Source organism: Paraconexibacter antarcticus (genome assembly GCF_024220175.1).
In the GTDB taxonomy this organism is placed as follows: domain Bacteria; phylum Actinomycetota; class Thermoleophilia; order Solirubrobacterales; family Solirubrobacteraceae; genus Paraconexibacter; species Paraconexibacter antarcticus.
This window is the reverse complement of the sequence record NZ_CP098502.1, coordinates 1,238,551-1,251,472: the sequence shown is the minus strand read 5'-3', so window position 1 is coordinate 1,251,472 and position 12,922 is coordinate 1,238,551. Positions and strand designations below refer to the sequence as shown.

13 protein-coding genes are annotated in these 12,922 nt (G+C 72.0%); 1 reads left to right on the top strand and 12 read right to left on the bottom strand.

Annotated features, from left to right (window positions below):
- Window positions 1-346: 346 nt before the first annotated feature.
- Window positions 347-1,384, bottom strand: a complete 1,038-nt coding sequence (locus tag NBH00_RS06295; RefSeq protein WP_254572501.1) for a DUF1385 domain-containing protein — start codon at window positions 1,382-1,384, stop codon at window positions 347-349.
- A gap of 17 nt (window positions 1,385-1,401) precedes the next feature.
- Window positions 1,402-1,620, bottom strand: coding sequence for a 50S ribosomal protein L31 (rpmE, locus tag NBH00_RS06290; protein ID WP_254572500.1), 219 nt, complete (start codon window positions 1,618-1,620; stop codon window positions 1,402-1,404).
- 52 nt (window positions 1,621-1,672) lie between these two features.
- Here rpmE and NBH00_RS06285 point away from each other — a divergent pair, with 52 nt between their 5' ends.
- Window positions 1,673-2,404 carry a glutathione S-transferase family protein gene (locus NBH00_RS06285; protein ID WP_254572499.1) on the top strand — a complete coding sequence of 244 codons (732 nt, stop codon included), beginning with the start codon at window positions 1,673-1,675 and terminating at the stop codon, window positions 2,402-2,404.
- Between the two features lie 67 nt (window positions 2,405-2,471).
- Here NBH00_RS06285 and folK read toward each other — a convergent pair whose 3' ends face one another.
- The 10 genes from folK to NBH00_RS06235 form a co-directional block, all read right to left on the bottom strand.
- Window positions 2,472-2,990, bottom strand: a complete 519-nt coding sequence (gene folK / locus NBH00_RS06280) for a 2-amino-4-hydroxy-6-hydroxymethyldihydropteridine diphosphokinase (protein ID WP_254572498.1) — start codon at window positions 2,988-2,990, stop codon at window positions 2,472-2,474.
- Window positions 2,987-3,826 carry an acyl-CoA thioesterase gene (locus NBH00_RS06275; protein ID WP_254572497.1) on the bottom strand — a complete coding sequence of 280 codons (840 nt, stop codon included), beginning with the start codon at window positions 3,824-3,826 and terminating at the stop codon, window positions 2,987-2,989. Before NBH00_RS06275 ends, folK begins: the two co-directional genes overlap by 4 nt.
- An 8-nt stretch (window positions 3,827-3,834) precedes the next feature.
- Window positions 3,835-4,290, bottom strand: coding sequence for a dihydroneopterin aldolase (folB, locus tag NBH00_RS06270; RefSeq protein ID WP_254572496.1), 456 nt, complete (start codon window positions 4,288-4,290; stop codon window positions 3,835-3,837).
- Window positions 4,283-5,092, bottom strand: coding sequence for a dihydropteroate synthase (gene folP / locus NBH00_RS06265; RefSeq protein WP_254572495.1), 810 nt, complete (start codon window positions 5,090-5,092; stop codon window positions 4,283-4,285). Before folP ends, folB begins: the two co-directional genes overlap by 8 nt.
- 125 nt (window positions 5,093-5,217) lie before the next feature.
- Window positions 5,218-7,203 carry an ATP-dependent zinc metalloprotease FtsH gene (gene ftsH / locus NBH00_RS06260; protein ID WP_254572494.1) on the bottom strand — a complete coding sequence of 662 codons (1,986 nt, stop codon included), beginning with the start codon at window positions 7,201-7,203 and terminating at the stop codon, window positions 5,218-5,220.
- Window positions 7,204-7,311: 108 nt separating this feature from the next.
- Entirely contained in the window at window positions 7,312-7,839 is a 528-nt protein-coding gene (hpt, locus tag NBH00_RS06255; protein ID WP_254572493.1) for a hypoxanthine phosphoribosyltransferase, read from the bottom strand.
- Between the two features lie 23 nt (window positions 7,840-7,862).
- Window positions 7,863-9,068 carry an ABC transporter permease gene (locus NBH00_RS06250; protein ID WP_254572492.1) on the bottom strand — a complete coding sequence of 402 codons (1,206 nt, stop codon included), beginning with the start codon at window positions 9,066-9,068 and terminating at the stop codon, window positions 7,863-7,865.
- Window positions 9,065-10,288, bottom strand: coding sequence for an ABC transporter permease (locus tag NBH00_RS06245; protein WP_254572491.1), 1,224 nt, complete (start codon window positions 10,286-10,288; stop codon window positions 9,065-9,067). Before NBH00_RS06245 ends, NBH00_RS06250 begins: the two co-directional genes overlap by 4 nt.
- A gap of 4 nt (window positions 10,289-10,292) precedes the next feature.
- Complete coding sequence (locus tag NBH00_RS06240) at window positions 10,293-11,831, bottom strand: ABC transporter ATP-binding protein (protein ID WP_254572490.1); 1,539 nt, start codon at window positions 11,829-11,831, stop codon at window positions 10,293-10,295.
- Window positions 11,832-11,854: 23 nt separating this feature from the next.
- Window positions 11,855-12,874 carry a BMP family lipoprotein gene (locus NBH00_RS06235; protein ID WP_254572489.1) on the bottom strand — a complete coding sequence of 340 codons (1,020 nt, stop codon included), beginning with the start codon at window positions 12,872-12,874 and terminating at the stop codon, window positions 11,855-11,857.
- Between the last annotated feature and the right edge of the window lie 48 nt (window positions 12,875-12,922).

Here is a 12,922-nt window from a genome sequence, read left to right as displayed (position 1 = left end):
TTGCCGCGGCGGCCGTTCTGCCGCGACGCGTCGTGACGGGCTGCAGCGTCTACGGCATCTGAGACGGCGAACGGAGCCGGCGGTGGACGAGGCGCACCGCTTGACCCGACGAACAGGTCGCTGAGGCGACACTTCGTCGGGCGGAGGCGCACGAACGCCCCGTCATACCCGCACTTCGTGCGGCTCCCAGGGAGGTGTGTCCGCTGAGACGTGCATGACCCGCCTCAGCGGACACACCTCGCGCCGCGGACCGCAGCAACTCCCGTCCGCCGTCTCTGCCGCCGTAGACCTCCCGACCCGCCGCCACGCGGCGCGGACGACCAAACACCGTACCGCCAGACGTGGCCTACGCCACGACCTCCACGCCCACGAGCTCACCCGCGTCCGCGTCCGTCTCCTGCGTCTCGAGCACGGCGTCGAGGGCCGCGATCGCGACGGCGAGCTGGTCGAGGTCGGGCTCGCGGGTCGTCAGCTTCTGGAGCTGCATGCCCGGCCACATGACCGCGCGGGCCCAGGCGGCGCGGCGGTGGCGGCCGACGGACTTGATGATCTCGAAGCTCAGCCCCGCGATGACGGGCACGCCGAGGATGCGCGTCGCGACGAGCAGGTACCAGGCCGGGAGGCCGACCGGGGCGAAGGCGAAGATCGCCACGATCATCACGATGAGGAGGAAGCTCGTCCCGCAGCGGGGGTGCAGGCGGCTGAAGCGCTGCGCGTTCTCGGGCGTGAGCTCGAGGCCGTCCTCGAGGCAGGAGATCGTCTTGTGCTCGGCGCCGTGGTACTCGAAGAGGCGCCGCAGGTCGGGCATGCGCGAGACGAGGACGAGGTACCCGAGGAAGATGCCCGTGCGCAGGACCCCCTCGACGAGCCAGAAGAGCAGCGGGGAGCCGAGCTGGTCCTTCACGAGCGACGTCAGCCCGACCGGGATGACGAAGAAGAGCCCGACGGACATGAGGAGCGCGAGGGCGACCGTGAGGATCCACATGGGACCCGAGATCTCCTCCTCCTTCTCGCCGAGCTGCGCGTTGACGCTCGTCGACAGTGCGCGGAAGCCGATCCCGAGCGACTCGCCGAGCGCGACGACGCCCCGGACGACCGGCAGGCGCAGGACGCGGTGGCGGGTGAGGACCGACGTGAGCGGGTGCAGGTGCACCTCGATGTCGCCGTCCGCGGCCTGGGAGCGATCCGGCTTCTCGCCGCGCCTGACCGCCGCGAGCTGCTCGTCCGACGGGAGGCGCAGCGCGACGGCCCAGGCCGACACGCCGCGCATCATGACGCCCTCGAGGACGGCTTGGCCGCCGACGGGGGCGTCCCGCACGGCCACGAGCTGCCCGTCGGAGCCGGTGCCGACCGCGGGGCCGGCATCCGGGTGCTCGACGGACATCCGTGCCCGTGTCCTGCCTAGGCCGACTGGCCGGCCGCCCGCTTGGCGGCGCGGCGGCGGAAGCGGTCGACGCGACCGCCGGTGTCGACGAGCTTCTGCTTGCCGGTGTAGAACGGGTGGCAGTTCGAGCAGATCTCGACGCTGATCTCGGACGTGGTTGAACGGGTCTCGAACTCGTTCCCGCAGGTGCAGCGCACGTGAGCGGACTTGTAGTTCGGGTGGATCTCGGTCTTCATGATTGTCTTCAGGATAGCGAGGGGCCCGTCCTGCGGCCGGTAGGGTAGCCGCATGGCCGCCAAGCTCTTCGTCGTCAACGGGTCGCACCCGTGCAACACCGTCATCCGCGCGCTCCAGATCAAGGGGATCCCGTTCACGACGATCGAGATCCCCCCGCCGGCCCACCTCGCCGTCACGCGGGCGATGTTCCCGGGGCGCACGGTGCCGGCGATCCGCTTCGACGACGGCCTGAAGCTCCAGGGCTCGCGGGCGATCGTCGCCGAGATCGAGCGACGGGTGCCCGAACCCGCGCTGCTCCCCGCCGACCCCGCCGCGGCGGCGAAGGTGCTCGAGGCCGAGCGCTGGGGCGACGAGACGCTCCAGCCCCTCGGCCGCCGGCTCCTGTGGCCGACGCTGAAGGAGAACCCGTCCGCTGCGCCCTCCTACGGCGAGGGCGGCAAGGTCCCCCTCCCCGGCTTCATGCTCCGTGCCTTCATGCCCGCGATCTCACGCGCGGAGATCGCGATCAACAAGGCGACGCCGGAGGCGGTCGCGGCCGACTACGCCGCGTTGCCGGGCTACCTCGACAAGATCGACGCGTGGATCGCGGACGGGACGCTCGGCGGCGCGCAGCCGAACCGCGCGGACCTGCAGATCGCCCCGACGCTCGCGCTGCTCATGACGATGCAGGACCTCCGGGCCCGCATCCAGGACCGCCCGTGCGGGCAGCTCGCCGACCGCCTCTTCCGCGTCGGCGGCCACATCCCGTCGGGCGCGATCGCGCCGGCGCTGCTGCCCGCCTGAGAGATCCTTCGCGACCCTGGCGCACCCAAGAGGTGCACCAGGGGGCGAGGATCCCCGCCGCGCTGCCCTACGCCGGGACGGTGAGGGGCGGCCCGGCCGCGCGGACGCCCTCGTCGGGCGGGAGCGCCGCGAGCACGTCACGCAGCCGCGTGCCGTCCGGCGTCGTCAGCTCGAGGTCGAGCTCGACGAGCGGCACGAGGACGAAGCGCCGCGAGGTCGCCTGCTCGTGCGGCAGGGTCAGCCGCTCGGAGTGGTACTCGAGGTCGCCGAGCAGCAGGACGTCGACGTCGATCGGGCGCGGGCCGTGGCGCACGCCGCCCTGCACGCGGCCGAGCTCCCCCTCGACGGCCTTACACGCCGCGAGCAGCTCGGGCGGCTCGAGCGCCGTCTCGATCCGCACGCACGCGTTGAGGAAGTCGTCCTGGTCGAGGACCTCGCCCACCGGGTCGGTGTCGTAGGTCGAGGACGAGGCGAGGACGGTGACGCCGTGGGCGCCGAGCGCGTCGACGGCCGCTTGGAGGTGCCCGCGGCGGTCGCCGATGTTCGACCCGAGGCCGAGGTAGCCGATGCGCCGCGCGCCGCTCACGCCGGGCCCCCGCCCATCTCGATGGCGCGCAGGAGGTGCAGCTGCCGGCTCTGCGCGAGCAGGGTGCCGTCGGGGGCCCAGATCCACCCGTCCTCCTCGGCGTAGCCGTCGGCCGCCGTCCGCGACGTGAAGCGCGCGAGCAGCTGGGTGTCGGGCGCGAGCGCCGCCGCGGCCACCGGTGCCCGGAAGTGGATCGTCAGCTCGATCGTCGGGGCGAGCGCCGGATACGTGAGGTACGCGAACACCGCGGGCAGCCACGCGTCGACCATGAGCGCGAGGAGCGGCGCGTCGAACGGCGCGGGCTCGCGGAGCCGCACGTAGCCGCCGCTGTCGGCCTCGGGCGCGCCGCCGAAGACGCGGCCACCGATCGCCCGGCGGACCTCGAGCCGCCGCGAGATCGGCGGGAAGCGCGGGTCGTCACGGGCGGGCTTGATCGTCTCCCAGCCCTCGACCCGGGGCGGCGCCGCGGCGTACGCGGCGGCGGCCTCGAAGGGCGCGCCGAACGCCCCGATCGCCAGCACGCACGGCTTGCCGCCCTGCTCCAGCCGGGCGGTCGCCGTCGACATCGTGCGGCCCGTCCGCTCGACGGTCACGAGGACCTCGACGGGGCCGGGCGCCGGTGAGCGCAGGTAGTGGAGGGTGAGCGACCGCGCCTCGCGGGCGGGGTCGGCGACCTCCGCGAGCATCGCGCGCAGCACGATCGCGGCGAGGTAGCCGCCGTTCGGCCCGGTCGGCGCCGACCACTCACCCGAGCAGACGGCGTCGTACCGGCCGTCGCCCACCGGCGTGACGCCGGTGTCGCGGACGAACTGGCTCGTGGACGCGGTGCCGTGCATCGCCCCGCTCAGCTGCGCAGCTGGCGCCAGACCTCGACCGAGACCTCGGCGACGGGCAGCGCGATGGGCGGCTCGGGCTTGGAGGCCTTGACCCAGACCTCGTCGGCGGCGAAGTCGTCGAGGAGGCGGTCGGCGATCGCCGAGCAGAGCCGCTCGAGCGTCTTGTAGGACCGCTGCTGCGCGACGAGCGCGACGACGTTGCAGACCTCGCCGTAGTCGACGGTGTCCTGCACCATGTCGGTGACGGTCGCGTCGCACTCGCCGACCTCCAGGCGCAGGTCGAGGACGAGGCGCTGGCCGATCTCGCGCTCCGCGGCGGTGACGCCGTGGTGCGTGTAGAGGGACAGCCCGGTGACCTCGATGGTCACCTCGGTCTGCGGACCCTCATCCTCGTCGAAGGAGTCGTCGTCGAGATCCAGATCGTCCTCGTCGTCGAGGTCGTCGTAGGGTTCGTGGTCAGCCATGGGGGCGCAACGTAGCAGCCGCGACGAGCAGGGCATCCCGTGCCGGGGCGACGTCGTGGACGCGGAAGACGCGCGCACCGCGCGTGTACGCCAGGACGTTCGCGGCGATCGTCGCGGGGACGCGCGCCGCCGGGTCCTCGCGCCCGGTGATCGCGCCGAGGAACGACTTGCGCGACGTCCCGACGACGACCGGGAAGCCGAGCGCGACGAGCGCGTCCAGGCGGGCGAGCAGCTCGAGGTTGTGGGCGAGCGTCTTCCCGAACCCGATGCCCGGGTCGACGCTGATGCGCGCCTCCGCGATCCCCTCCCCCACGGCGAACGCGACGCGGGCCTCGAGGAACGCCCGCACGTCGTCGACAACATCGTCGTACCGCGGCTCGCGCTGCATCGTCCGCGGCTCGCCCTGCATGTGCATGAGGCAGCAGTCGGCGCCGCGGTCCGCGACGAGCCCCGCGAGCGCCGGGTCGCCCCGCAGCGCGGTGACGTCGTTGACGTACGTCGCGCCGGCGTCGAGGGCCGCGGCGGCCACGGTCGCCTTCGTCGTGTCGACCGAGAGCTGCGCGTGCGTGCCCGCCGCGACGAGGCCCGCGATGACCGGCACGACGCGCCGGGCCTCCTCATCCGCCGCGACCGGCGCCGCGCCCGGACGGGTCGACTCGCCGCCGACGTCGAGGATCCCGGCGCCCTCGGCGACGAGCTCGAGCCCGTGCGCGATCGCCGCTTCGGGATCGAGCCACCGCCCCCCGTCCGAGAACGAGTCGGGGGTGACGTTCACGATGCCCATGAGGACGACGTCGCTCATCGGGCCGGACCCTACGCGCTCGATGGCGGATCGGTGATGCTCGGCGACACCGAATCGCCACCCACCAGGCGGGAGAACGAGCCCCTGGGCGAGTTCTCCCGACCTGATCGCGACGCAGTCGCGTATCAGGCGAGTTCCGGCTTCTCGGGCAGCTCGAGCGAGCGCGATTCCGCGCCGGCGAGGCCCGGGCGCGGCAGGGTGCGCGGGGCGTCCGAGCGGGTGCGGTCGGCGGCCGACGGCGGCGCGGGGAGGTCGCGCTTGGCGTTCTCCGCGTCGATCTCCGCGAAGACCTCCTTCTCGGGCTTGCCGGCGAGCAGCGCCTCGAACTCGGTGGCCTCGATCGTCTCGCGACGCAGGAGGATCTCCGAGATCGAGTTCAGGTGCTCGCGGTGCTCGTTGAGGATGTCCTTGGCGCGCTGGTGCGCGGACTCGACGATGCGGCGGATCTCGCCGTCGATGTCGCGGGCGATCTCGTCCGAGTAGTCGGGCTCGGTCTGGAACTCGCGGCCGAGGAACGGCTGGCCGTGGTCGTGGCCGAAGACGCGCAGGCCCATCTTGTCGCTCATGCCGAAGCGCATGACCATCTGCTTCGCGGTCGAGGTGACCTTCTCGAGGTCGTTCGACGCGCCCGTCGTGATCTCGCCGAAGACGATCTCCTCGGCGGCACGGCCGCCGAGCGTCATCGCGATCGAGTCGACGAGCTCGCCGCGGGTCGTGAGGAACTTGTCCTCCTGCGGCATGGAAATCGTGTAGCCGAGGGCCTGGCCACGGGAGATGACGGAGATCTTGTGGACCGGGTCGGCGTGCTCGAGGTAGTGGCCGACGATCGCGTGGCCCATCTCGTGGTACGCCGTGATGAGGCGCTCCTTCTCCCCCATCACGCGGGTCTTCTTCTCGGGGCCGGCGATCACGCGCATGATCCCCTCCTCGAGCTCCGTCTGCGTGATCTCGCGCTTGCCGATACGGGCCGCGAGCAGCGCCGCCTCGTTGACGAGGTTCGACAGGTCGGCGCCGGTGAAGCCCGGGGTCTGCCCCGCGAGCGTGTCGGTGTCGATGTCCTTGGCGAGCGGCTTGCCGCGCGTGTGGACGTCGAGGATGCGCTGGCGGCCCTTGCGGTCCGGGCGGTCGACGGCGATCTGACGGTCGAAGCGGCCGGGACGCAGGAGGGCGGGGTCCAGGATGTCGGGCCGGTTCGTGGCCGCGATCATGATGATGTTGTCCTTGGACTCGAAGCCGTCCATCTCGACGAGGAGCTGGTTCAGCGTCTGCTCGCGCTCGTCGTGACCGCCGCCCATGCCGGCCCCGCGGTGGCGGCCGACGGCGTCGATCTCGTCCATGAAGATGATGCAGGGCGAGTTCTGCTTGGCCTGCTCGAAGAGGTCACGCACGCGCGAGGCGCCGACACCGACGAACATCTCGACGAAGTCCGAGCCCGCGATCGAGAAGAACGGCACGCCGGCCTCGCCCGCGACGGCGCGCGCCAGGAGCGTCTTGCCGGTGCCGGGCGGACCGTAGAGGAGGACGCCCTTCGGGATCCGGGCGCCGAGCGCCTGGAACTTCTTCGGGTTCTCCAGGAACTCCTTGATCTCGTGGAGCTCCTCGACCGCCTCGTCCACCCCGGCGACGTCGCGGAAGGTGATCTTCGGCGAGTCGACCGAGAGCCGCTTGGCCCGGGACTTGCCGAAGGACATGACCTTCGAGCCGCCGCCCTGGACCTGGTTCATCAGGAAGATCCAGAACCCGAAGAAGATGAGGAACGGCAGGACGTACGTGAGCAGGGAGAGCCAGCCGTTGGACTTCTTCCCCTCCACGTCGTAGTCGACGAGCTTCCCGTCGGCCTTCGCCGCCTGGAGCTTCGCCTCGAGCGGCGCGGCGCCCTGGTCGGTGAACCCGACCTCGTACGACGAGCCCTGCTTCGGCTTGACCGAGACCGTGTTGTTCTTGGTCTTCAGCGTGACCGTCTTGATGGACCCGTCGGAGAGCTGGGCGATGAAGTCGCCGTAGGTCTGCTTGGGGGACCCCGTGCTGGGGCTGATCAACTTCTGGGCGAAGAAAGCGAGCACGACCACGATGAGAATCGGGAAGGCGGCGCTCTTGAAGAAGCGGCTCATGAGTAGACGACCAAGCGTAGCAGGGGGTTCGTGCCGGAAGGACCGGTTGCCGGGGCGTCAGGTACTACGGATCGGCGGGCGATCCGGAGCATTCCGGACCCCTCCGGGTCAGGTCGCGAGGGCCGCCACGTAGGGCAGGTTGCGGTACCGCTCGGCGTGGTCCAGGCCGTAGCCGATGGCGAAGCGGTCGGGGATCTCGAAGCCGACGTACTTCGGCTCGAGCTGCACCTTGCGGCGCTCCGGCTTCGTCAGGAGGGCGACGACCTCGAGCGACCGCGGGTTGCGCGCGCCGAGGTTCCGCATGAGGTACTGGAGCGTCAGCCCCGAGTCCACGATGTCCTCGACGATGAGGACGTCGAGGTCCTCGATCGAGCGGTCGAGGTCCTTGAGGATCCGGACGACGCCGCTGGAGTCGGTCGCCGAGCCGTAGGAGGAGACCGCCATGAAGTCGACCTCGCACGGCGAGGAGATCTGGCGCATGAGGTCCGCGAGGAAGAAGACGGCGCCCTTGAGCACGCAGACGAGCAGCAGCTCGCGGCCCTCGTAGTCCTGGGAGATCTCCTCGCCGAGCTCCCGCACCCGGCGCTTGAGGTCGTCGGCCTGGACCATGATCTCTTCGATGACGGGCTCGCGCATGAGGGCGGAACGGTAGCGGCGGCTCAGCCTTCGCGCTTGTACGGGACGCCGTCGGCCTTCGGCGGGATCGACCGGCCGATGACCCCGGCGACCGCGACGAGCGTCAGCACGTACGGCAGCGCCTGGAGGAGCGTCGCGACGTTCTCCGCCCCCGGCGTCAGCTGCGGGAGCCGCTGGGCGAGCGCGCTCGAGAAGCCGAAGAGGAGCGTCGCCGCGAGCAGCCCGAACGGCCGCCAGCGACCGAAGATGAGCGCGGCCAGTGCGATGAAGCCCTTGCCCGCGGTCATGTTCTGGGTGAAGGAGTGCACCGACCCGATCGAGAGGAACGCCCCGCCGAGCGCGGCGAGGGCGCCGGAGGCGATGACCGCGAGGTAGCGCGTGCGCTGGACGCTGATGCCGACCGTCTCGGCCGCGCGCGGGTTCTCCCCCACCGACCGCATCCGCAGCCCGGCCCGCGTGCGGAAGACGAAGACCCAGACCGCGACGACCATCACGAGGCTCACCCACACGAGGAGGTTCTGGTCGTCGATCGAGTTCCCCGCGAAGCCGAGGCTGCTCGTCGGGAGGTGGACCTCGGGGACCTGCGGCAGGTCGTTCGGCGTGCCGTCCGCCCCGTAGACGTCGACGTACATGTAGCCCGTGAGCCCGAGCGCGACGAAGTTCAGGGCCGTGCCGGAGACGATCTGGTCGGAGCGCACCGAGATCGCGAAGACGGCGTGGACGGCCGCGAGCGCCGCGCCGGCGAGCATGCCGATGAGGATGCCGAGGACCCAGGAGCCGGTCTTGTCCGCCCCGTAGGCGGCGAAGAACGCGCCCATGAGCATCATGCCCTCCAGGGCGATGTTCACGACACCGGAGCGCTCGGAGACGAGGCCGCCGAGCGCGGCGAAGATGAGCGGGCAGGCGAAGCGCAGCGTCGCGCCGCCGAGCGCGCCCCAGGAGACGGCCGCCTCCAGGCCCCCGGTCGCGGTGTGCGCCGCGCCGTACCCGAGGCCGGCGCCGAGCAGCCCGGCGAGGATCGCGGCGCCGCCGAGCTTGCGCTCGCCGCCGCGCAGGGCGGCCGCCCCGGCGGCGAGCGCCAGCGCACCGAGGACGACCACGAGCGCGTCCGACCGCACCGTCAGCGGCGGCAGCGCGACGAAGAGCGCGAGGACGCCGGCGAGGATCCCGGCCCAGCCGGCCGTCGCCGCCGGGGCCGCGCAGGCGGCGGAGGCCGCTCGCGCGCTCACGGGCTCACCGAGCCGAGGGTGGTCGGGGTCGGCGGGGCGGCCGCCGCACCGCCGCCACCGGCGCGCGCCCGGCGCCGGCGCCACACCGACGCGAGCAGCACGTCCGCGCTGACGAGCAGGACGACGAGGCCCTGGATGACGGTCGTGAGGTTCTGCGCGAGCTCCGGCTGGAAGACGGCCGGATCGAGGTTGCGGACGCTCGTCCCCTGCGAGAGCGCGCCGAAGAGCAGCGCCGCGAAGCACGTCCCGATCGCAGTGTTGCGGCCGAGGAGCGCGACGGCGATGCCGAGGAAGCCGACCTGCGAGGCGGAGATGTCGTTCGTCGCGAGGTGGAACTGCCAGCCGAGGATGTCGAGCGACCCGGCGAGGCCGGCGAAGAGCCCGCAGATCGCCATCGTCACGACGTACGTGCGCCCGACGCCGATCCCGGCCGAGCGGGCGGCGGGCGGGCTGAAGCCGACGGCGCGCGCCTCGTAGCCGAGCCGCGACCGGTTCAGGACGACCCAGAAGATCCCGGCGGCGAGCACCGCGACGAAGATCCCGACGTGCAGGCCCTGCAGATCCTTGTCCCCCCAGAAGACCGGGAGTTTCGCCCCGCCGACGATGTCGTTCGAGACCGGGACGTCGGGCTGGTCGTTCGCCTGCAGCGGGCCGCCGAGCCCGAACAGGTAGACGCCGATCCACAGCGCCGTGTAGTTGAGCATGATCGTCGTGATCACCTCGTTCGCCCCGGTCGAGGCGCGCAGCGCGCCCGCGATCCCGGCCCAGGCCGCCCCGGCGAGCGCGGCCACCGCCATCGCGAGGACGACGTGCAGCCAGCCGGGCAGCCCCGCCCAGGAGGAGCCGGCGTAGACCGCCGCGATCGTCCCCATCGTGTACTGGCCCTGGGCGCCGATGTTGAAGAGCCCGGCCCGGAACGCGTAGGCGACGGCGAGCCCGCAGAGGATGAGCGGCCCGGTGTTGATGAGCGTCTGCTGCAGGTTCGTCGCGGCGAGCGCACGGTCCCCGGACCACGGCAGCAGCCAGTTCAGGCCGGTGCCGTCGAAGATCGCCTTGTACGTCGTCAGCGGGTCCTTGCCCGTCGCGAGCACGACGAGCCCGCCGACGAAGAACGCCACGATCGTCGTGATGAGCGGGGCGACGGCGCCGCCGACGGACAGGTGGCGCAGCAGGCGGGTGGCCGCGGGGCCGCGGTGGTCGGAGGGTGTCGGGGCGGTCATGGCGTCAGGCGGCGGAGGCCCGGGCGGACGTCGCGCCGCCGCCGCCGAGCATGAGCAGCCCGAGCTGCTCCTCGGTCGCGGTGGGCGGCAGCTCGCCGACGATGCGGCCCTCGAAGATGACGAGGATCCGGTCGGCGAGGTTGCGCACCTCGTCGAGCTCGAGGGACAGCAGGAGGATGGCGCGGCCGGCGTCGCGCTCGGCGACCAGGCGGCGGTGGACGAACTCGATGGCGCCGACGTCGAGGCCGCGGGTCGGCTGGGCGGCGACGAGGACCCGGGGGCCCGCCGCGATCTCGCGGGCGATGACGACCTTCTGCTGGTTGCCGCCCGAGAGCGAGCGCGCCGCAGCCTGCGGGCCGCCGCCGCGGACGTCGAACTCGGCGAGCAGGTCGGTGGCGCGGGCGAGCATCCGCCGCGGGCTGAGGAGGCCGAAGCGCGTGCGCCGGTCGACGTCACGCAGCGCGAGGTTCTCGCTGAGCGTGAAGTCGAGGACGAGCCCCGAGCGCTGGCGGTCCTCCGCGATGTGGCCGAGGCCGCAGTCCCTGGCGTGGCGGGCGCCACGGCCGGTGACGTCCTTCCCGCCGACCGTCACCTTGCCGGCGACGGGCGCCCGCAGGTCGCAGACCGCCTCGACGAGCTCGCGCTGGCCGTTGCCGTCGACGCCGGCGATGGCGACGATCTCGCCGCCGCGGACGTCGAAGGAGACGCCGTCGACGGCACGCAGGCCGCGGTCGTCGTCGGCCTCGAGGTCGCGGACATCGAGCAGCGGCGCCGCCGGCCGGCACGCCGCCTTCTCGACGCGCAGGAGGACGTCGCGGCCGACCATGAGGCGCGCGAGCTCGGCCTCGTCCGGCGGGTTCGGCCCCGCGACCTCGACGGTGCCGACGGTCCTGCCGCGGCGCAGGACGGTGACGCGGTCGGCGATCGCGCGGACCTCGGAGAGCTTGTGGGAGATGAAGACGATCGACGTCCCCTTGTCGCGCAGGCCGCGCAGGACCGTCATGAGCTCCGCCGTCTCCTGGGCGGTGAGGACGGCGGTCGGCTCGTCGAGGACGAGGATGTCGGCACCGCGGTCGAGGGCGCGGAGGATCTCGACGCGCTGCTGCTGGCCGACGGTGATGTCCTCGACGACGGCGTCGGGGTCGACCGACAGGCCGTGGCGGCCGGCGAGCTCCCGCACGCGGGCGACCGCGGCGCGGGAGTCGAGCAGCGCGCCCTTCGTCGGCTCCGCGCCGAGGACGACGTTCTCGGCGACGGTCATGACGTCGACGAGCATGAAGTGCTGGAAGACCATCCCGATGCCGAGCTTCATCGCCTGGCGCGGGGAGCCGATCGTCACGGGCTCGCCCCCGACGCGGATCTCTCCGGCGTCGGGGGTGAGCATCCCGTAGACGATGTTCATCAGGGTCGACTTGCCCGCCCCGTTCTCGCCCAGCAGCGCGTGGATCTCGCCGCGGCGCAGCTCGAAGTCCACGCCGTCGTTGGCGGCCACGGCGCCGAAGCGCTTGGTGATCGCCGACAGCTGGAGGGCGGGAGGGGTCATGGGACGGGCGGCTCGGCCGGTCGCTACTTGACGGTGTCGGGCACCGTGATGGTCCCGGCGACGATGTCCTTCGCGACCTTGTCGATCTGGGCCTGGTACTTCGTGCCCGCGGCGGAGACCTTGCCGATGCCGACGCCGTTCGTCTTCAGGTCGAACGTCGTGTTCGTGCCGGCCTTGAAGCCGCCCGCCTGGACCTCCTTGATCGTGTCGAAGACGGCCACGTCGACCTTCTTCGTCGCGGACGTGAGGATGTGGCTGCCGAGGTAGGCCTGGTCGGCGTCGACGCCGATGCCGAGCTTGCCCTTGGACTTCGCCGCGTCGAGCGCGCCGAGGCCGCACTGGCCGGCCACCTGGAACACGATCCCCGAGCCCTGGCCGATCTGGCCGAGCGCGAGCTCCTTGCACTTCGACTGGTCGACGAAGTCCTGCGAGTACCCGTTCAGCGTCTTGATGCCCGGGTCGGCCGCCTTGGCGCCGGCCTGATAGCCCGCGATGTAGTGGTCGACCGGCGGGATCTTCTGGCCGCCGACCGAGGAGATCGTCGTCATCTTGTGGTCCTTCGCGTAGAGCGCGGCGAGGTAGCCGGCGAGGTAGCCGCCCTCCTCCTCCTTGAACAGCAGACCCTCGACGTTCGCGGGCTTGCCCTTCAGCGAGGTCTGGTCGACGTCGATGATCGCGAACTTCGTGCCGGGGTACTTCTTCGCGACCTTCCCCATCGCATCGGCCATGAGGAAGCCGACGCCGATGACGAGGTCGTACTTCTGCTGGGCCAGGGTGCTGAGGTTCGGCACGTAGTCGGCGTTCGACTTCGACGTCAGGACGCGGCCGTCGATCCCGAGCTGGGACTCCGCGTCACCGAGGCCCTTGTTCGCGAGGGCGTTGAACGAGCGGTCGTTGAGGCCGCCGATGTCGGTCACGAGGCCGACCTTGATCTTCTTCCCCGTGGGGGCGGCCGCCGCGGTGGAGGTGCTCCCGGCGGCTGCGGGGGTGGACGTCGAGCTGCTGTTGCCGCTCGAGCCGCAACCCGCGGCGACAAGGCTCATCCCGGCTAGTCCTACCGCGGCCAGCGACCGCATGCGCATACGTTGCAA